14 protein-coding genes, 4 tRNA genes, 1 other RNA gene and 1 pseudogene are annotated in these 19088 nt (G+C 71.8%); 9 read left to right on the forward strand and 11 right to left on the reverse strand.

Annotation, left to right across the window (positions count from 1 at the left end):
- Nucleotides 1-189: 189 nt before the first annotated feature.
- The 5 genes from ACQPXS_RS23495 to purS all read right to left on the reverse strand — a co-directional run bounded on the left by ACQPXS_RS23495 (nucleotide 190) and on the right by purS (nucleotide 4842).
- Nucleotides 190-627, reverse strand: a complete 438-nt coding sequence (locus ACQPXS_RS23495) for an META domain-containing protein (protein WP_433451242.1) — start codon at nucleotides 625-627, stop codon at nucleotides 190-192.
- Between the two features lie 56 nt (nucleotides 628-683).
- Complete coding sequence (locus ACQPXS_RS23500; protein WP_433451243.1) at nucleotides 684-1481, reverse strand: sterol carrier family protein; 798 nt, start codon at nucleotides 1479-1481, stop codon at nucleotides 684-686.
- 138 nt (nucleotides 1482-1619) lie between these two features.
- Nucleotides 1620-3896 (reverse strand): phosphoribosylformylglycinamidine synthase subunit PurL, encoded by a 2277-nt coding sequence (gene purL, locus ACQPXS_RS23505; RefSeq protein WP_433451244.1) that lies wholly within the window; start codon nucleotides 3894-3896, stop codon nucleotides 1620-1622.
- Nucleotides 3893-4573 (reverse strand): phosphoribosylformylglycinamidine synthase subunit PurQ, encoded by a 681-nt coding sequence (purQ, locus tag ACQPXS_RS23510; protein ID WP_356301111.1) that lies wholly within the window; start codon nucleotides 4571-4573, stop codon nucleotides 3893-3895. Before purQ ends, purL begins: the two co-directional genes overlap by 4 nt.
- Nucleotides 4570-4842, reverse strand: coding sequence for a phosphoribosylformylglycinamidine synthase subunit PurS (purS, locus tag ACQPXS_RS23515; RefSeq protein ID WP_356301108.1), 273 nt, complete (start codon nucleotides 4840-4842; stop codon nucleotides 4570-4572). Before purS ends, purQ begins: the two co-directional genes overlap by 4 nt.
- 310 nt (nucleotides 4843-5152) lie before the next feature.
- On the opposite strand from purS, the gene ACQPXS_RS23520 reads away from it, so the two are divergent.
- The 5 genes and pseudogenes from ACQPXS_RS23520 to ACQPXS_RS23540 all read left to right on the forward strand — a co-directional run bounded on the left by ACQPXS_RS23520 (nucleotide 5153) and on the right by ACQPXS_RS23540 (nucleotide 6690).
- Nucleotides 5153-5470, forward strand: coding sequence for a histone-like nucleoid-structuring protein Lsr2 (locus ACQPXS_RS23520; protein ID WP_031164632.1), 318 nt, complete (start codon nucleotides 5153-5155; stop codon nucleotides 5468-5470).
- 204 nt (nucleotides 5471-5674) lie between these two features.
- A tRNA-Gly gene (locus ACQPXS_RS23525) sits at nucleotides 5675-5746 on the forward strand.
- Between the two features lie 82 nt (nucleotides 5747-5828).
- A tRNA-Gly gene (locus tag ACQPXS_RS23530) sits at nucleotides 5829-5901 on the forward strand.
- 270 nt (nucleotides 5902-6171) lie between these two features.
- A pseudogene (locus tag ACQPXS_RS23535) lies at nucleotides 6172-6594 on the forward strand (DNA-binding response regulator); the annotation flags it as partial.
- Nucleotides 6595-6617: 23 nt separating this feature from the next.
- A tRNA-Gly gene (locus ACQPXS_RS23540) sits at nucleotides 6618-6690 on the forward strand.
- Between the two features lie 45 nt (nucleotides 6691-6735).
- On the opposite strand, the gene ACQPXS_RS23545 is transcribed toward ACQPXS_RS23540, so the two are convergent.
- From ACQPXS_RS23545 to ffs, 6 genes are all read right to left on the reverse strand, one after another.
- Complete coding sequence (locus ACQPXS_RS23545; RefSeq protein ID WP_365323921.1) at nucleotides 6736-7635, reverse strand: phosphoribosylaminoimidazolesuccinocarboxamide synthase; 900 nt, start codon at nucleotides 7633-7635, stop codon at nucleotides 6736-6738.
- 116 nt (nucleotides 7636-7751) lie between these two features.
- The gene (locus ACQPXS_RS23550; protein ID WP_433451245.1) at nucleotides 7752-9233 is read right to left on the reverse strand and encodes a N,N-dimethylformamidase beta subunit family domain-containing protein; all 1482 of its coding nucleotides are present in this window, start codon (nucleotides 9231-9233) and stop codon (nucleotides 7752-7754) included.
- Nucleotides 9234-9490: 257 nt separating this feature from the next.
- Nucleotides 9491-11461 carry a hypothetical protein gene (locus tag ACQPXS_RS23555; protein ID WP_433451246.1) on the reverse strand — a complete coding sequence of 657 codons (1971 nt, stop codon included), beginning with the start codon at nucleotides 11459-11461 and terminating at the stop codon, nucleotides 9491-9493.
- 265 nt (nucleotides 11462-11726) lie between these two features.
- Complete coding sequence (purD, locus tag ACQPXS_RS23560; RefSeq protein ID WP_433451247.1) at nucleotides 11727-12989, reverse strand: phosphoribosylamine--glycine ligase; 1263 nt, start codon at nucleotides 12987-12989, stop codon at nucleotides 11727-11729.
- A 953-nt stretch (nucleotides 12990-13942) separates the two neighbouring features.
- The gene (locus ACQPXS_RS23565) at nucleotides 13943-16210 is read right to left on the reverse strand and encodes a DNA polymerase III subunit gamma and tau (protein WP_433451248.1); all 2268 of its coding nucleotides are present in this window, start codon (nucleotides 16208-16210) and stop codon (nucleotides 13943-13945) included.
- A gap of 79 nt (nucleotides 16211-16289) precedes the next feature.
- An RNA gene (gene ffs / locus ACQPXS_RS23570) (signal recognition particle sRNA small type) lies at nucleotides 16290-16384 on the reverse strand.
- 109 nt (nucleotides 16385-16493) lie between these two features.
- On the opposite strand from ffs, the gene ACQPXS_RS23575 reads away from it, so the two are divergent.
- From ACQPXS_RS23575 to ACQPXS_RS23590, 4 genes are all read left to right on the forward strand, one after another.
- Nucleotides 16494-16581 (forward strand) — tRNA-Ser (locus ACQPXS_RS23575).
- 398 nt (nucleotides 16582-16979) lie between these two features.
- The gene (locus tag ACQPXS_RS23580; protein ID WP_433451249.1) at nucleotides 16980-17492 is read left to right on the forward strand and encodes a phytoene desaturase family protein; all 513 of its coding nucleotides are present in this window, start codon (nucleotides 16980-16982) and stop codon (nucleotides 17490-17492) included.
- Nucleotides 17476-18471, forward strand: coding sequence for a phytoene desaturase family protein (locus ACQPXS_RS23585; RefSeq protein ID WP_433451250.1), 996 nt, complete (start codon nucleotides 17476-17478; stop codon nucleotides 18469-18471). Before ACQPXS_RS23580 ends, ACQPXS_RS23585 begins: the two co-directional genes overlap by 17 nt.
- Before the next feature lie 221 nt (nucleotides 18472-18692).
- A complete protein-coding gene (locus tag ACQPXS_RS23590; RefSeq protein ID WP_351802672.1) occupies nucleotides 18693-18914 on the forward strand; it encodes a hypothetical protein in 222 nt (73 codons plus the stop codon).
- Nucleotides 18915-19088 lie beyond the last annotated feature (174 nt).

Raw genomic sequence — 19088 nt, forward strand, 5'->3', positions numbered from 1 at the left:
AGGCGAGGTCGACCACTGGTCCGAATTGGGGATACGTACCCTTAACAAGTCCGGACCTGTGGATCACCTTGTCGGTTTACGCGTTTGCCCAGGTCAGCGAGGTGCGCTCGGGGCTCTGGGCGCCGACGGCGGCGCTGCGGGCGGCGGCCGCGGGCCCGTTCGCCGGGTGCGCGAGTGAGGTGTCGCACATCATCCGGGCGCGTTGCGGCTGAGGTGGATGCGGTCCCCGTCGCCGTCGGTGAGCGTCAGTTTCTCGTGTTGCGTCTCGGCGACGAGCGTGCCGGTGGTCAGCGCGCGGGCGAGGGCGCGCTCGAAGTCCATCCGGTCCGGCGCGCAGGCCATCCGGGTCGTGCGCAGGTCGCCGAAGGTGATCCGGTCGCCGTGGACGGTGGCCCGCGCGCTGAACTGGTTGCAGCCGAGGTTGCCGGCCGCCTTGCCGTTCTCGTCGATGCGCAGGCGGGCGGACGCGGGGGCGTGCCGGGTCGTATCGCCGACGGTGAGGCTGTCGACCCGCCAGTCGATGCCGGTCAGGGGCTGGGGGGCGGTCACCGCACCACTGTCCGCCCTCCCGTTGCCGCACGCCATCGTGAGGACGGCGAGCACGGCGGCCGCCGGTGCGAGGATCATGCGTTGCTTGTACCGGTTCATGGCGATTCGACGGTAGACCGGCCGGGTCGGTTCCGCTACGCCATCAGCGGCAGCAGCCCCCCGATGTCCGCCCGCTCCCCACTGGCGCTCACCTTGGCCTCCTCCAGGGCGTCCGTCCAGCTCAGGCGGCCGGTGGCGAGCCGGATCCAGGTCAGCGGATCGGTCTCCACCACGTTGGGCGGGGTGCCGCGGGTGTGCCGGGGCCCCTCGACGCACTGCACCACGGCGTACGGCGGCACCCGCACCTCCGTGGAGCCGCCGGGCGCCTTCACGGCGAGGGCGTCGGCGAGCAGCCGGGTGGCGGCGGCCAGGGCCTGGCGGTCGTACGGGACCTCCAGGCCGGGCACGGCGGCGTTGAGGTCGTCGGTGTGGACGACGAGTTCGGCGGTGCGGGTGACCAGGTAATCGTCCAGGGGCAGCGCACCGGCGCTCGTCTGCAGGATCCGGCTGCCGGAGTGCTCGGCGAGCAGGGCGCGCAGGGACCGGTCGATGTCCGTGAGGTAGGCGTCGAGGTCGGGGTGTTCGGCGGACAGGTTCCGGGTGAACTCGTCGATGGCGGCGGCGTTGGCCGCGGTGGCGAAGGGCCAGTCGAGCAGCACGGCGTCCGCCTTGGCCGGCTCGGGCAGGGCGAGCGAGCGGTGGACGGCGGTGAGCGCCATGCCGATGTGCACGACCAGGTCCCGTACGGCCCACCCGCCGAGCCGGGTGGGCAGCGCGAGCTGCTCCTCGGTGAGGCCGCGCACGGCTTCCCGGACGTTTGCGAACTGGGCCAGGACCGCGGCGCGGGTCCTGCCGGGGTCGTAGCTGCGGGCGCGCTTCTTGGCCGGTGGCATGGCGGTGAGCCTATGCCCTGACCGCGCAGTCCTTCAGGCCGTTTTCGACCAGGCGACCGCAGGAACCCATGGCCGCACGAGAAGGGCCCCGCCCGGCTTCCGGACGGGGCCCTTCTTCGGGTGTGCTCGCGGATGCGCCTACGCCAGCAGCGCCGGGATGGTCTTCTCGTGTGCCGTTCGCAGCTCCTCCAGGGTGAGCGCGAACTCGCCCTGGACCTCCACCACTGCATTTGAATCAGACGCAGTACCGTCCACGACACCGATCCGGGTGGCCGGCAGGCCCCGCGCACCGCACATGTCGTTGAAGCGGACCTCCTCCGAGCGCGGCACCGCGACGATCGCGCGGCCCGCCGACTCGGAGAACAGGAACGTGAAGGCGTCCAGGCCGTCCGGTACGACCAGCCGCGCGCCCTTGCCGCCGAGCAGCGCGGACTCCACGACCGCCTGCACCAGGCCGCCGTCGGACAGGTCATGCGCGGAGTCGATCATGCCGTCGCGGGAGGCGGAGATCAGGATCTCGCCCAGCAGCCGCTCGCGCTCCAGGTCGACCTGCGGGGGCAGACCGCCGAGGTGGTCGTGGACCACCTGGGACCAGGCCGAGCCGCCGAACTCCTCGCGGGTGTCGCCGAGGAGGTAGATCAGCTGGCCCTCCTCCTGGAAGGCGACCGGGGTGCGGCGCGCGACATCGTCGATCACGCCCAGGACCGCGACCACCGGGGTCGGGTGGATGGCCGCCTCGCCCGTCTGGTTGTAGAGCGAGACGTTGCCGCCGGTCACCGGCGTGCCGAGCTGCCGGCAGGCGTCCGCGAGACCGCGCACGGCCTCCGCGAACTGCCACATCACGGCCGGGTCCTCGGGCGAGCCGAAGTTCAGGCAGTCGGACACCGCGAGGGGCTTGGCACCGGTGGTGGCCACGTTGCGGTACGCCTCGGCCAGGGCCAGCTGCGCGCCCGTGTACGGGTCGAGCTTGGCGTAGCGGCCGTTGCCGTCCGTCGCGATCGCGACACCGAGACCGGTCTCCTCGTCCACGCGGATCATGCCGGAGTCCTCCGGCTGGGCGAGGACGGTGTTGCCCTGCACGAGGTGGTCGTACTGCTGGGTGATCCACCTCTTGGAGGCCTGGTTGGGAGAGGCGACCAGCTTCAGGACCTGGTCCTTCAGCTCCTCCGCCGTCGCGGGCCGGGGCAGCTTGTTCGCGTCGTCGGCCTGCAGGGCGTCCTGCCAGTCGGGGCGGGCGTACGGGCGCTCGTACGTCGGGCCCTCGTGGGCGACCGTGCGCGGGTCGACGTCCACGATCTTCTCGCCGTGCCAGAAGATCTCCAGGCGGTCGCCGTCGGTCACCTCGCCAATGACGGTGGCGATGACGTCCCACTTCGCGCAGATCTCCAGGAAGCGGTCGACCTTCTCCGGCTCCACGACCGCGCACATGCGTTCCTGCGACTCGCTCATGAGGATTTCCTCGGGAGACAGGGTCGAGTCGCGCAGCGGGACGTCGTCCAGGGTGACGCGCATACCGCCGGAGCCGTTGGAGGCGAGCTCGGAGGTGGCGCAGGAGAGACCGGCGGCACCGAGGTCCTGGATGCCGACGACCAGCTTCTCCTTGAAGGCCTCCAGGGTGCACTCGATGAGGAGCTTCTCCTGGAAGGGGTCGCCGACCTGGACGGCCGGGCGCTTGCTCGGCTTGGCGTCGTCGAAGGTCTCGGACGCGAGGATCGAGGCGCCGCCGATGCCGTCGCCGCCGGTGCGGGCCCCGTACAGGATGACCTTGTTGCCCGCGCCGGAGGCCTTGGCGAGGTGGATGTCCTCGTGCTTCATCACGCCGATGGCGCCGGCGTTGACCAGCGGGTTGCCCTGGTAGCAGGCGTCGAAGACGACCTCGCCGCCGATGTTGGGCAGGCCCAGGCAGTTGCCGTAGCCGCCGATGCCCGCGACCACGCCCGGGAGCACCCGCTTGGTGTCGGGGTGGTCGGCGGCGCCGAACCGCAGCGGGTCGACGACCGCCACCGGCCGCGCGCCCATGGCGATGATGTCGCGGACGATGCCGCCGACGCCCGTGGCCGCGCCCTGGTAGGGCTCGACGTACGACGGGTGGTTGTGCGACTCGACCTTGAAGGTCACGGCGTAACCCTGGCCGACGTCCACCACGCCCGCGTTCTCGCCGATGCCGACGAGCAGGGCGTCGCTCTCGGGCGCCTTCTCGCCGAACTGGCGCAGGTGGACCTTGGAGGACTTGTACGAGCAGTGCTCGGACCACATGACCGAGTACATGGCGAGTTCGGCGCCGGTCGGCCGGCGGCCGAGGATCTCCACCACCCGCTCGTACTCGTCCTTCTTCAGACCGAGTTCGGCCCAGGGCAGCTCGACGTCGGGGGTCGCGGCCGCGTGCTCGACCGTGTCCAGAGGCGTCCGGCTCATGCGTTGACCAGCTTCTTGAGGATCGAGGTGAAGAACGGGAGCCCGTCGGTACGGCCCGTACCGACCAGCGGCTCTACGGCGTGCTCGGGGTGCGGCATCAGTCCGACGACATTGCCCGCCTCGTTGGTGATGCCGGCGATGTCGTTGAGCGAGCCGTTCGGGTTGAAGTCCAGGTACCGGAACGCCACCCGGCCCTCGGCCTCCAGCTTGTCCAGCGTGTACCGGTCGGCGACGTACCGGCCGTCCATGTTCTTCAGCGGGATGTGGATCTCCTGGCCGGCGCGGTAGTCGCTGGTCCAGGCCGTCTCCGCGTTCTCCACCCGCAGCTTCTGGTCGCGGCAGATGAAGTGGAGGTGGTCGTTGCCGAGCATCCCGCCCGGAAGGAGGTGGGCCTCGGTGAGGATCTGGAAGCCGTTGCAGATGCCGAGGACCGGAAGGCCGGCCTTCGCCTGCTCGATCACGGACTCCATCACCGGCGAGAACCGGGAGATGGCACCGGCGCGCAGATAGTCGCCGTAGGAGAAACCGCCGGGAAGGACCACGGCGTCGACCTGCTTGAGGTCCTTGTCCTTGTGCCACAGGGCAACCGGTTCGGCGCCCGCGAGGCGGATCGCGCGCTGGGCATCCTGATCATCGAGGCTGCCCGGGAAAGTGACGACGCCAATACGAGCGGTCACTTGGCCGCCTCCGCGACTTCCGCGGTCTCTTCGACCTTGACGGTGAAGTCCTCGATCACGGTGTTGGCGAGGAAGGATTCCGCGAGCTCGTGGATGCGGGCGAGTGCGGCCTCGTCGACCGGCCCGTCAACTTCGAGTTCGAATCGCTTTCCCTGACGTACGTCGGAGATCCCCTCGAAACCCAGGCGCGGCAGCGCACGCTGGACCGCCTGGCCCTGGGGGTCGAGGATCTCCGGCTTGAGCATGACGTCGACTACGACGCGTGCCACTGGCACTCCCGGTGTGTGGTGCTGAGCAGGTTCCTTCAGACTACCCGCACAAAATTTCTACGCGAGTAGAGTTGTAGGAAACTACGTGAGGCGCATCACGATCGGGTGTCGAAGCCGTACTGCCGTGAAAAGTTCTGGGAAAGTTCCCCAGTCCGCCCCGTTCACCTATTGTCTTCGGACACGCGGACGGATTTAGTCGGGCTTCACTTTCCATTGCCGAGCACTGTACAAATGAATTGGCAATAGCCGATACTCGGCACGTCATCGCCGGTGAGCTGTATCGACGTGCCGCACGAAGGGACCGATATTCGTGGCGCAAAAGGTCGTGGTCACGCTCTTTGACGACATCGACGGCTCGGAAGCGGCGGAAACGATCGCCTTCGGACTCGACGGGAAGTCGTACGAGATCGACCTGAACGAAACCAACGCCAAGAAACTGCGCAAGGCACTCGCGCCCTACGTCGAGGCCGGCCGCAAGAGGTCGCGGTCCGGCAAGGCGTACAAGCAGACGGAGGTCGCCCCCGACCCGGCGGCCGTCCGCGCCTGGGCCCAGGCCAACAAGATGGACGTCCCCGCCCGCGGACGCATCCCCAAGAAGGTCTACGAGGCGTTCAGCGCCGCGCAGTGAGGCGCGCGGGGAGCCGTGACGAGCGGCCGGCCGCACCAGCCCGCGAAGGGGCAGTCCTCAGGGTCCGTCAGCGGACCCTGAGGGCCGCGCACTTGGGCATATCGGGCGCCAGGGGAAGCCGACTTGCGCCACCCCCCTGTTGATCAGCTAATGTTTGGAGCACGCCGAGGGGCGAGGCCGAAAGGCCGAAACCCCGAGGAGCGTGCGGGTGTAGTTCAGTAGCAGAACATCCCCCTTCCAGGGGGAAGGCGCAGTGTGCGATTCCTGTCACCCGCTCCGGCACCGGTTGTCACGACCACTCTTGTGGATCAGGTAGGCTGGTGCTCGCACCGATCGGTGGGAGCCGGTCGGGAGCAGTGCGGACGTAGCTCAGTTGGTAGAGCGCAACCTTGCCAAGGTTGAGGTCGCGAGTTCGAGCCTCGTCGTCCGCTCGGGATAAAGACCCCGGTCCATCGGACCGGGGTCTTCTCGTTCCCCGTGATCCGCGCCGGCCATTGTCCTGCCGAGCGATGACACCGCCGTAGGCCGACCCCGGGTTGAACTCACAGGTGCGCCGGGTGGGTTTGACGGCGGCCGGCATCGATGGCGAGGGCCTGGCGAAGCGTCCGGTGAGCACGGAACCCTGGTGACCGAGGTGCCGCTGGGAAAATAAGTGAGCGGAGTCAACTCATGAGCTCACCGGTGCCGCTGTGGCTCACCGAGGTGTGAAGGCCACCACATCCTTGCGCGCCGAACCGCCTTCCCGCCGGGTGCCGATCGTCACCGGGTACGGCGGCCCGGCCGCCCGAAGCGGGTGCTCGCGGCCGACGTGCGCGGGTTCGGCCCGTAGAAGGTCCGCGCCCAGCGGCTCACCGGGATCATCCAGACCGAGCACGACGTAAACCGACTGCGTGGACCCGGAGTTGGCCGCCGACGCGATCTCCGCCGGGGGCTCCCCGAGGGCCTCGGGGGAGGCCGCGGTGGTCGAGCCGGCCGCCGGCGACGCGCCGGTCGCAAAGATCGTCCGGCGGGCCGCGCCGTCCTGCGGCACCGTGCGGAATCGCAGCTCCTCGGCCGTCACGGAACCCGACACCGAGAACCGTCATGCGGCGGTGCGTCTCACACACGAGCGAGGTTGGGTATAGTTGCTCTCGCGCCACGGCGCAAGGCGGACGTAGCTCAGTTGGTAGAGCGCAACCTTGCCAAGGTTGAGGTCGCGAGTTCGAGCCTCGTCGTCCGCTCGGGAAGAAGACCCCGGTCCATCGGACCGGGGTCTTCTCGTGCTGCTAGCTCCAGCTCAGGCCGGTGAGGCGCTCGTAGGCCTCCACGTACTTCCGCCGGGTCTGCTGGACGACCTCGTCCGGCAGCGGCGGCGGGGGCTGCTCGCTCTTGCGGTCCCAGCCGGAGGCCGCGGAGGTCAGCCAGTCCCGGACGAACTGCTTGTCGTACGACGGCTGGGCGCGGCCCGGCTGCCACTGGTCGGCCGGCCAGAAGCGGGAGGAGTCGGGGGTGAGGACCTCGTCCGCGAGGACCAGGGTGTCGCCGTCGAAGCCGAACTCGAACTTGGTGTCCGCCAGGATGATCCCCCGGTCGCGGGCGATGTCCCGGGCACGCGAGTACACGGCGAGGGTGGCCTGGCGGAGCTGGGCGGCGGTGTCGGCGCCCACCTGACGGGCGACCTCCTCGTAGGAGACGTTCTCGTCGTGCTCGCCGACCTCGGCCTTGGTGGCCGGGGTGAAGATCGGGGCGGGGAGTTCCGAGCCGTCGACGAGGCCCTCGGGGAGGGCGAGGCCGCAGACCGTACGGGACTCGTCGTACTCGACCAGGCCGGAGCCGGTGAGGTAGCCGCGGGCCACGCACTCCACCGGGACCATCTTCAGCTGCTTGCAGACCAGCGTGCGGCCCGCCCAGTCGGCGGGGGCGCCCTCGGGCACCTCGGTGCTGATCACGTGGTTGGGGGCCAGGTCGCGCAGCTGGTCGAACCACCACAGGGAGAGCTGGGTGAGGACACGGCCCTTGTCGGGGATCTCCGTGGGCAGCACCCAGTCGTACGCGGACATGCGGTCGCTGGCGACCATCACGAGGTCGCCCGCCTCGTTCTGGTACAGCTCGCGCACCTTTCCGGTGTGCAGGTGCACCAGGCCCGGAACCTGGATCGGCTCGGGCTTTTCTACGAATCCGGACACGGTTCCTCCCCGTGGTTCTGTCCAAGTGCCTCGATTCTCCCTTATCGGGGCGATCGGTTTCGGCCAGGGGTCGTGTGTTCCGGGTCGGCGATCAGTCGAGGTTCGCGGGTTGGGGATCAGTCGCGTTTGCAGATGCGGTCCAGGAGGTTCGCCGTGGCGCGCTGGATACGGGGGTCCACATGGCCGGGGCGGTCCAGGGCCGGGGACCAGGCGAAGGTGCCGGAGGCGAAGACCCAGGCGCCGGAGGGGGCGCGGTAGAGGGAGGTCTCCTGGTGGCGCAGCACCCCGTCGTTGTCGGTGTACGGGGAGTGGGCGAGCAGGATGCGCTCCTCGTGCGCGGGCAGCGGGGTGCGCGGGAAGTACCGGTCGGCCTCGCCGGCGACCAGGCCTTCGATCTCGTCGCCCTCGTGCGCGCCGGTCGCCTCCCAGAGCCAGTGCCCGGCGTTGCGGACGACCAGGGGATGCGGCTCGGGCACCCGGCCCGCGTACTGGATGCCGACCACTTGCTGCTCGGGCCGGTCGATCTCGCGCCAGAGGACCGGCTTGCCGGGTCCCTTGCGTTTGCGGCAGGTCAGCAGCCGGTCCGGGACGCCGGACGGGGAGGGGCCCAGCTCCACCTGCCAGTACATGCTGTTGGCGGAGAGGAAGACCAGCGAGGTGCCGCGGTCGCGGGCCTGCTCGACCGCGCGGCGCATCGGCACGGACCAGTACTCGTCGTGGCCGGGGAAGACCAGGCCCCGGTAGCGGGCCGGATCCACGCGGCCGGCGTGCAGGTCGCGGGCGTCGGCGTAGGCGAGGTCGTAGCCGTACCGCTCGGCCCACCGGATGAAGTCGTAGGCGTGCCCGACGTGCAGGGGCAGGCCGGAGCCCGCGTAGGGGCGGTCGAAGGAGACCGTGGTCGCCGCGTCGGCCTCGCCGAGCAGCCGGCCCTTGTCGTCCCAGGCGTGGTAGAGGCTGGCGCCGGTCCGGCCGTCCTCCGGATACAGGTTGTACGCCTGCCAGGTGATGTCCGGCAGCAGCAGGAGCAGGTCGGCCGGGTGGTCGTCGCGGACCGTGAACGGCACGTGGGAGCGGTAGCCGTCGGCGGTGGTGAGGACGGCCACATACGCGCCGATGGGCCAGTGGGAGGGCACCTGGAGGCGCCAGGACAGCCACCAGTGGTGGCAGGAGACCGTGCGGTCGACGGCCAGCGGCGCGGGCTGGACGATGCCGGACAGGCGCGGGCTCGTGGTGATCTTGGAGGCGCCGTCGCCGCCGTAGTGGCCGATCCGGTAGATGTCGACGCCGAACTCCTGGGGCGGGTCGACCGTGATGTGGAAGTCGATCGCCGCGCCGGGGGTGACCGCGCCGGTTGCGGTGAAGCCCTTGATCTGGCGGCGCACGTCGTCGGCCGAGCGGGGCCCGGGCACGCGTGGGGCGGTGCCGACCCCCTTGAGCGGCTGCGGGCTGGGGTCGACGTACCAGGGCACGACATGACCGGTGTCGTCGAAGTAGGTCTCACTGCCGCGCAGCCAGGGCACCGGGCCCTGACCGAAGGGGTCCGTGACGGCGTGCGCGAGTGCTCCGGACTCCCAGCGGCGGATGTGGTCCGAGGCCATGGTCGCTGCCCTCCCTCTGCCCCCGTGTCGTCCTGTCTCGGTGGTGCTCGCCGTGCTCGCTGTTCTCGCAGTGCTCGGTGTGATCGGTGGTACGCGCTGTCCTCGGGCGTGCTGTCGTATGTCGCACGCCCTTGCCAGGTGCGTGGTCGCTCCAGCACATCACATAACGCACGGGCTCGGTCACTAGTCGTTGCGAATTGACCTGAAGTGGAAGACAGCGCTCCCGTTCGGCGAGCCGCACGGGCTGCCACGGGCCGCTAGACGAGCCGTACGGGCTTCTCGGGGCGTATCCCGGACGCGGCCAGCCAGTCGCGCAGCGGGCCCGGGTCTCCCTCCTCGATGAGGCGGAGCACCTTGGGCGCGAGGTCGGCGGCGCGCTCGCCGCCGAGCAGCAGGGAGGGGCCGTCCAGCCAGTCCAGGGCGGGGACCGCGCCGGCGGTGTCCACGGCGGCGCAGCACACCATGGCCGTGACGTGCTCGGTGAGCAGGTCGCGGGCGGTGCGGGGCGGCTGCAGCGGGAAGAGGGGCAGGCCGGCGTCGTCCCACAGGGCGCTCTCGGCGCTTCGGCCGGTGGCGGTCGCGCCGAATCTGGGCGCGCCGGCCTCCTCGCGGGCCAGCGCGGCGGTCAGGCCTGCGGCGAGGGCGGCGCTGCGTTCCGTACCGGGGTCTTCGGGGGGCGGTTCCCCCTCGGCTTCGCCTTCGGTGGGGATTTCGTTCCCGCCCGCACCACCCGTGCGGCTTTCGTTGTCGGGTGCGGGTCGCCCCTGTGGGGCGTTCTCGCCGTCGGCGGCTCGCGGGTGGGGCGTTGGGGCGTCGGGCTCCTGGGGGGCGGGCTCGCCTTCGGTGGGTTGCGCGTCGGGCGTCGGGGTGGGTGGGCGCGAGGGGGCCGGGGTCGCGTCGGTGGGGTGGGGGGCGACCTGCGGTGACCTCGGCTCCGGGGCTTCCGGGGCGGGCTCGGTGAGGTGGTCCAGGACTCGGGCCAGGGTGGGGCCGCCGGGGTCGGGGGTCGTGGGGTCGAGGGAGGGGCGGACGCCCAGGGAGTCCAGGACGCGGTGCAGACGGGCCGCGTCGGCGCGCCAGGTGCGGTCCACGACCTCCTCCGGATACGCCTGCCAGTCCACCGGCGCCCAGTCCGGGCCGGACTCCGCGGGGCCGCCGTGGAAGAGGCGGGCGGCGAGGAGGGAGGCGGCCTCGTCCACGACGCCCGGCTCCTCCAGGAGGTCGCACGCGGGCCGCTCGCCGAGCCGGGAGGTGAAGCCCTCGGCCAGGCGGTCGCGCCGGGACAGCTCGGTGAGCGCCGCCACCACGCCCGCGTCCAGCCGCGAGGGCCAGCGGCCCATGCGCCAGGCGGGCAACGCGACCCTGGTCAGCAGCCGGTCCCAGCCGGCGTAGGCCAGGCCCACCTGTTCCTGGGCGACGATCCGCAGGCCGTAGTCGACGGCCTGGGCCCGCTCGGCCGCCGCCGCGGCGACCCCGCGCTCCATCTGAGTGGCGTGTTCCCGGCAGCTCCGCAGCAGCAGGCGGGCCACCCAGCCGAGGGCCGCGCACACACCGCGCGTCGCCGGGCAGCGGGCCCGTGTCGAGGCGACCGCGACCGCCGCGTCCAGACCGCGCACGAAGCGCCGGGCGGCGGCTATGTCCGGGTGCGCCGAAGGGCCTGTACCGGCGATGACCGGGGCGAGGACCGCGCGCAGCTCGCCGACCCGCATCCACCACAGGAACGGGGAGCCGATGACGAGCACCGGGGAGACGGGCGGGCGGCGGACCGGGCCCGACAGCTCGTCCTCGTCGGGCGCGGGGCGCGGCGGCGGGCCGTGGGCCGAGTGCGTGCGGTCCTCCAGCCAGCTGTCGCAGTCCGGGGTCAGCGCTATGGCCGAGGGGGCCGGCACGTCCAGCCGGTCGGCGAGGTCGCGCACCATCCGGTACAGGTCCGGGGCGGACTCCTCCGGGATCGGCACCGTCGGGCTGACGGCCGGGCGGGCCCGGGCCACGACCAGGGCGATACCGGTGGCGGCCAGCAGCACCAGCACGGCGAGCAGGCCCACGACCCAGCGGGCCACGTCCCAGCCCTGGCCGACGAAATGGCCGGTGGGAGCGCCGGTCAGCAGGATCACCGCGGCCGCAGCGGGCAGCACGGCCACGGCCAGCGCCCGGCCCCGCACCCTCAGTACGGCGAGGGCCCGGCTGCGCGCGGCCTGCGCGCCCATCTCCGCACCGATTCCGGTCACGTCCCGCCCTCACCGCCTCGCTGCCGATGTACGTGCTGTCCTGGTGGTGCTCACTCCCCCACTGTGGCACCCGCCACTGACATCGCAATGCCGGTGGGCCAAGTGCCGGAACGCTTGCGCGGCACCCTAGTTGGGGCCCCGGCCCACGTCAGCCGTATAGACGATTGCTCACTCGATGGAATGGCTTTGGTCAGAGGTGAGTGACAGACAGCAAAGATCAGGCCCCGGATCAGGGGATCCGGGGCCTGCATCAGGGGAAGGCAGATCAGGCGTTCGCCGCCTCGGCCGCCGCCTTCGCGGCGATGTCCGTGCGGTGCTGGGAGCCGTCCAGGCGGATCCGGTCCACCGCCCGGTACGCCCGTTCGCGCGCCTCGGTCAGGTCCTTGCCGGTGGCGGTGACGGACAGCACACGGCCGCCCGCGCTGACGACTGCGTCGCCGTCCCGCTTGGTCCCGGCGTGCAGCACGTACGCGTGCGGGGCGTCCTCGGCGGCCACCTCGTCCAGACCGGTGATCGGGTCGCCGGTGCGGGGGGTGGCGGGGTAGTTGTGCGAGGCGACGACGACCGTGACGGCGGCGTCCTCGCTCCAGCGCAGGGGCGGCAGATCGGCGAGGTTGCCGGTGGCGGCGGCCATCAGCAGGCCGGCCAGCGGGGTCTTCAGCCGGGCCAGCACGACCTGGGTCTCGGGATCGCCGAAGCGGGCGTTGAACTCGATCACCCGGACGCCACGGCTGGTGATCGCCAGGCCCGCGTAGAGCAGGCCGGAGAAGGGGGTGTCACGGCGGTGCATCTCGTCCACGGTCGGCTGCAGCACCGTCTCCAGCACCTCGTCGACCAGCTTCGGCTCGGCCCACGGCAGCGGGGAGTACGCGCCCATGCCGCCGGTGTTCGGGCCCTCGTCGCCGTCCAGGGCGCGCTTGAAGTCCTGGGCGGGCTGGAGCGGTACGACCGTCTCCCCGTCGGTGATCGCGAAGAGGGACACCTCGGGGCCGTCGAGGAACTCCTCGATGACCACGCGCTCGCAGGCGGCGGCGTGGGCCTTGGCGGCCTCCAGGTCGTCGGTGACGACCACGCCCTTGCCGGCGGCGAGGCCGTCGTCCTTGACGACGTAGGGGGCGCCGAAGGCGTCCAGGGCCTCGTCGACCTCCTCGGCCGTCGTGCACACGTAGGAGCGGGCGGTCGGCACCCCGGCCGCCGCCATGACGTCCTTGGCGAAGGCCTTGGAGCCCTCCAGCTGCGCGGCCTCCTTGGACGGGCCGAACACCGGGATGCCCGCCGCGCGGACGGCGTCGGCCACACCGGCGACCAGCGGGGCCTCCGGGCCGACGACGACCAGGTCGGCACCGAGGCCGGCGGCCAGCTCGGCGACCGCCTTGCCGTCGAGCGCGTCGACCGAGTGCAGCTCGGCGACCTCGGCGATGCCGGCGTTGCCGGGGGCGCAGTGCAGCGCGGTGACGTCGGGGTCGAGGGACAGGGAGCGGCACAGGGCGTGTTCGCGGGCGCCGCTGCCGATGACGAGGACCTTCACGGGGTCAGCCTAATGGCAAGGTTGCCGAAGGTTGGGGGGCGGGTTTGTTGGGGTTTCCTCCAAAGGGCGCGGTGTCGGGGCTGCCGCGCCTGGCGGCTCCGCCCCTCCAGACCCCCGTTTTGCCCACCCGCCCACCCGACACGGTTGGCTGGAAGGGTGCCGTTCCAGGTGCGGTGAGTGGTGCAGTGCAGGCGGGCCGGCCGGGCCGGGCCGGGGGAGAGTTGGCTCGGTCGGCTGGGAGCGCGCGCTCTGGAGTGGGTGCGGCGTGTGTGGTGCGGTGCGGGCCGGGGCGGGGCGGGGCAATCGGCTCCGTCGGCTGCGGGGGTGTCGTTCGGGGTGGGGTGTGGCGTGCGTGACTCAGTGCGATGCAGGGCCGGGCGGGGGAGTCGGCTCGGTTCGGTCGGCCTCTCGCGTCACCGATCCATCCCGGCCGGCAACTCGCGGCACTGCCCCACACCGCTCGACCACTCGCGGCGCCGCCTCAACACCGTCGACCACTCGCAAACACCGTCGACCACGCGCACGCCGCCCCATCCCCGCCGGCAACTCGCGGCGCCGCCCCAACCCCGTCGGCCACTCGCGCCCTGCTTGATCCCGTCGACCACTCGCGCGCCGGGCCATCCCTATCGGCCACTCGCGGCACCGCCCAAACCCGCTCGATCGCCCGCGGCGCCGCCCAACCCCGTCGACCACTCGCGCCCTGCTTAATCCCGATCGGCCACTCGCACACCGGGCCATCCCCGTCGGCCCTCGCGGCACCGCCCCATCCCAGCCCGCAACTCGCCGCGCCGCCCCAACCCTGTCGGCCACTCGCGTCCTGCTTGATCCCGTCGACCACCCGCACACCGAGCCATCCCGGCCGGCCCTCGCGACACCGCCCCATCCCGTTCGACCACGGGCGCCCCGACCCAACACCGTCGACCACTGGTACCGCCGCGCCCCACCCCCGTCGGCTACTCGTTCGAGAACTCCTCGACCACCGTCGCCCCCAGTTCCCGCACGATCAGTTCGTGGCCGGAGAGGGCCGACTCGTCGAGGTCCGGGTCGTCGTCCTCGGGGATGTCGTCTTCGGGGGCGACGGGGGGCGGCTCGGGGGCGGCCGTGGGCTGAGGCGCGGGGGTGGGTGTGGTGGGCGTGGCCGGGGGGCCGGACGGCGGGGTCGGCTGGGGAGCCGCGGGGCGGGGTGCGGACGGGGCGCCGTGGCCACCGCCGCCTCCGGCGGGAGCGCCGTAGCCGCCTCCGCCGCCGAAGCCCGAGCCCCCGGCGGGCGGGGGCGCGGAACCGCCACCGGACGGGTCGACGACCGCCTCGATCTTCCACTGCACGTTGAACTGCTCGGCCAGCGCCGCCCGCAGCACGTCCTCGCTGCCACTGCCTGCGAAGTTGTCACGGGCACCGGCGTTGACGAAGCCGAGCTGGAGGGTGGTGCCGTCGAAGCCGGCCACCTGCGCGTTCTGGCTGAGCAGGATCCAAGTGAAGCGGCGGCGGTTCTTGACGGCCTCCAGGATGTTCGGCCAGAGCATGCGCGGGTCGAGGCCACCGGTCGGGGCGGCCGCGGGCGCTGCCGGGGCCGGGGGGGCCGCCGAGGACGCCGGGGGCTGCTGCTGGCCTGCCGAAGGACGGCCTGGGGCGTGGCCCTGCGGCGCGCCGCCGCCCGCCGGTGCCGCGGCCGTGGGCCAGCCACCGGGGCGGCGACCGCTTCCGGCCGTAGCGGCCGTGGGCCAGGCGCCGGGAGCGGCAGCAGCCGGGGCAACAGGGGCAGCCGGTGCGGGGGGTGCCGTCGGGGCCGGGGGTGCCGTAGGCGCGGGGGCGGCCGGAGCCGGACCACCTGCACCAGGTCCGCCAGGAGCGCCAGGACCACCGTCGCCAGGGCCACTGGTACCCGGACCCGCAACGCCCTGCCCGCCGGCGCCAGGCCCAGCACCCCCCGGCCCGTTCGCCGCCCGCACCGCCGCGCGGGCCACTGCCGGGCCGGTGCCGGGTGGTACGGAGGCCGCGGCGCCGTGGGCCTCGGGGCCAGGGGCGTAGCCCATCGCGGGCGTACCGGCGCCGGCCGAGAAGTGGACGCCGCGCTCGATGCGGTCGAGGCGGGCCATCAGCGAGCGCTCGTCGCCGTAGGCGGCGGGGAGCAGTACGCGTGCGCAGATCAGTTCCAGCTGGAGGCGGGGCGAGGTGGCGCCGCGCATCTCCGTCAGGCCGGCGTTGACGAGGTCGGCGGCGCGGCTCAGCTCGGCGGCGCCGAAGGTGGAGGCCTGGGCCTGCATGCGCTCCAGGACGTCGGCCGGGGCGTCGAGGAGGCCCTTGTCCACGGCGTCCGGCACGGCGGCGAGGATCACCAGGTCCCGGAGGCGCTCCAGCAGGTCGGCGACGAAACGGCGCGGGTCGTTGCCGCCCTCGATGACGCGGTCGACGACTTCGAAGGCGGCGGCGCCGTCACCGGTGGCGAAGGCCTCGACGACGGAGTCGAGAAGGGAGCCGTCGGTGTAGCCGAGGAGGGAGGTGGCCATGGCGTAGGTCACACCCTGCTCGCTGGCGCCGGCGAGGAGCTGGTCCATGACGGACATGGAGTCACGCACGGAACCCGCACCGGCGCGCACGACGAGCGGCAGCACGCCGTCCTCGACCGGGATGTCCTCCTTCTGGCACACCTCGGCGAGGTAGTCCCGCAGGGTGCCGGGCGGCACGAGCCGGAAGGGGTAGTGATGGGTCCGCGACCGGATCGTGCCGATGACCTTCTCGGGCTCGGTGGTCGCGAAGATGAACTTGAGGTGCTCCGGCGGCTCCTCGACGACCTTCAGCAGCGCGTTGAAGCCGGCCGACGTGACCATGTGGGCCTCGTCGATGATGTAGATCTTGTACCGGCTGCTCGCGGGGCCGAAGAACGCCTTCTCGCGCAGCTCACGGGCGTCGTCCACACCACCGTGAGAGGCCGCGTCGATCTCGATGACGTCGATCGAGCCCGGGCCGTTGCGCGCCAGGTCCCGGCACGACTGGCACTCGCCGCACGGGGTCGGGGTGGGACCTTGCTCACAGTTCAGACAGCGGGCGAGGATCCGCGCGCTGGTCGTCTTGCCGCAGCCGCGCGGACCACTGAACAGGTACGCGTGATTGACCCGGTTGTTCCGCAGCGCCTGCTGCAGCGGGTCGGTGACATGCTCCTGCCCGATGACCTCGGCAAAGGTCTCCGGGCGATAGCGGCGGTACAGCGCGAGAGACGACACGCATACGAGGTTATAGGCGCCCACTGACAACCGGTCCCGGCCGCCGACGCCCCGGCGGAGTCCGCGGCGGCCCGGAAACGCAAGGGCCCCCCACGCACCCGCCAGAGCCAACCTACCCTTGCTGCCTTCCGGCCCTGGGGGAGTTCAGTCAGATAGCGCCGCGTGAGGGGCTGCGCTCCACAGTACCCGATCGCGGCCCGTGGGCTGTAACGGATGCGGGCCTGCGGGAACGAGGCGGGAACGAGTTCGCGAGCACTCCCCTCGGTCATGTAATGTTTCCGGCGGAGGATTCGCCTAGAGGCCTAGGGCGCACGCTTGGAAAGCGTGTTGGGGGCAACCCCTCACGAGTTCGAATCTCGTATCCTCCGCCAGCTCAGAGGGCCGGGTCACGAAAGTGGCCCGGCCCTCTGGCGTTCGTCGGTCTCCGTTTCCGTCTCAGTTGGTTGCCCGGCCCGCTCCAGGCGGTGTCCGGAGGGCGTCTCCGACGTGCTGAGCGACCTTCCTGAGCATGACTCCGGTCACATGCATCTACCGGGCGCGCATCCGCGCCGCTCCCCCAGGCTGTCAATCCGTGATCGCGTCGATCACGACGTCCGGAACGCCGAGGATCAGGAGACCCTCAGGGCCTGGGGCGGTGCCTGCAAGCGTTGGACAGCCCGGTGCCTGAGGGGAACGCTGGATCGGCGAGGGCCGTGCCCTCGTCCTCGCCGGTGGTGGCTCGCTCAGGCGAAGCCCTGGTACCCCACCCCTCACGTCTTGAGGAGCGCTGATGGCACCTACCTTCGACGCGGTCGTGATCGGGTCAGGTGTGAACGGCTTGGTCGCCGCTGCCCAGCTGGCCAAGAGCGGCTGGTCGGTGGCCCTCATCGAGGGAAGCGACCGGCTGGGCGGCTTCATCGCCACCGAGGAGCGGACTCTGCCCGGCTACCTGCACGACACGTACTCCTCGTGGCACCCGCTGTTCGTGTCCGGCGGGGCCTACGCCGCCCTGGGTGAGGACCTGCACCGTCACGGTCTGGAGTATCGCAACACCGACGGACTGATCACGGGCACCGTCACCGACGAAGGGCGCGTGGTCCTGGCCCACCGCGACCCCGCGGCCACCGCCGAGATGTTCGGCCACTCCGAGGACCGAACCGCCTACCTCGCCCTGTTGCGGAGGTTCCTCGCCAACGCCGACGCACTGGGCGGCATCCTGGGCGGTGAGCCTCGCTCGCCCCGTGTGCTCCGGCATGTGGTGAAACTGCTGCGCCGGGAGCGCTTCAGTGGCACCGAGAAGTGAGGACCACGCCTTGGGCGGCCTGATGCTGCCCGCCATGGCCGCGACCCTGCACGGTTTCGGCATGCCCGTGGTGGCGGGTGGCGCCCGGAACTTCGTCCGCGCCTTCGAGGCACTGCTCGGCGAGCTCGGGGTGCACATCTCCACGGGGCGGTCGGCGGAGCGGCTGCTCCTCACGGGCGGCCGGGTCATGGGCGTCGCCACCGACGGCGAAACCGTCCGGGCCCGCCGCGCCGTCCTGGTCTCGGTAACCCCGACCGCGCTGTACGGCGAGCTTCTGCCACAGGACGCGCCCGTCCCGCCCGCCATCCGCGACGAGGCCCTGCGCTACCGGTACGGACGCGCCGCGATGCAGCTCCACGTCGCCCTCTCCGCCCCGCTCGGCTGGCGCGACGCGCGCCTGGCCGGCGTACCGCTGGTCCATCTCAGCGACGGGTCCGCGAGCACCGCGATCGCGTGCGCGGAGGCCGAGGCGGGGCTGCTGCCGCGCAGGCCCACACTGGTCGTCGGCCAGCAGTACGTCCTGGACCCGTCACGCGTGCCGGACGGCGCGGCGACCCTGTGGATCCAGCTCCAAGAACTGCCCTACAAGCCGACCGGCGACGCGGCGGGCGAACTGGACGCCCACGGCCGCTGGACGAAGGAGCTGACCGAGGGATACGTCCAACGGGTCCTGGCCAGGATCGCGCTGCACGCGCCCGACCTGCCGGAGAAGCTGCTCGCCTGGGACGCCGTCACACCGTCGGACCTGATGGCGCACAATCCGAACGCGGTCGACGGCGACCCCTACGGCGGCTCGGCCGAACTCGACCAGGCCCTGCTGTGGCGCCCCCTGCCGGGCGCGGCCCGGCACGCCACACCCGTACCCGGCTTGTGGCACATCGGCGCCTCGACCCACCCCGGCCCCGGCCTCGGCGCCGGATCGGGGCACCTCGTGGCCCAGCACCTCATCCGCGGCAGGCGCCGGAGCGGCCGCCGCTGACACGCGGTGAGGTGGGCATCCGTCCGGTCACGCCGCCGGCCCTTGACCGCGTCCATCACCGCGTCCGGGACTCCTGGGATCCCTACGGGCGAAGGGAGGAGATTCCAGTTTCGTCTCACCGGGTCGCGGAACCCCAGGTCAGGGGCATGAAGCAGGTGTTCCCGTCCGGATCTGTGCCGACGGCCACAGCAAACGGGATCCACGTACGCTCATACTGAGTCATGACAAAGCCTGCTGCGCCGAAGCGTCATCTGCCTACCAGCCCCTTCAAGGCCCCCGTCACACCGGCTCCCAAGCACTTCGCCGTGGGCGACCAGGTCACCCACGACATGTACGGCCTCGGCCGAGTGATCGGCATCGAGGCCGGAGTCGCGGCGCTCGTGGATTTCGGCTCGGAGCAAGTACGTGTCTTGAGCCCGTACGCCAAGATGACCAAGCTGTAGGACCGCTGTGCCCGGTCACGGCACACCAGGTCCCTTCAGGGACCTGTAACGAAAGAGAGTCCCCTCATCGATCTGACGTCGCTGTTCTCCGCCCTGGAAGGGCAACCCCGCCGCTCCACCGCGGCATCGCCGCCTCCGGCGACCAACCCCTTCCAGGCCCCTGACTTCGGGGAA

This window comes from Streptomyces sp. CA-142005 (genome assembly GCF_050942335.1).
Classification (GTDB): domain Bacteria; phylum Actinomycetota; class Actinomycetes; order Streptomycetales; family Streptomycetaceae; genus Streptomyces.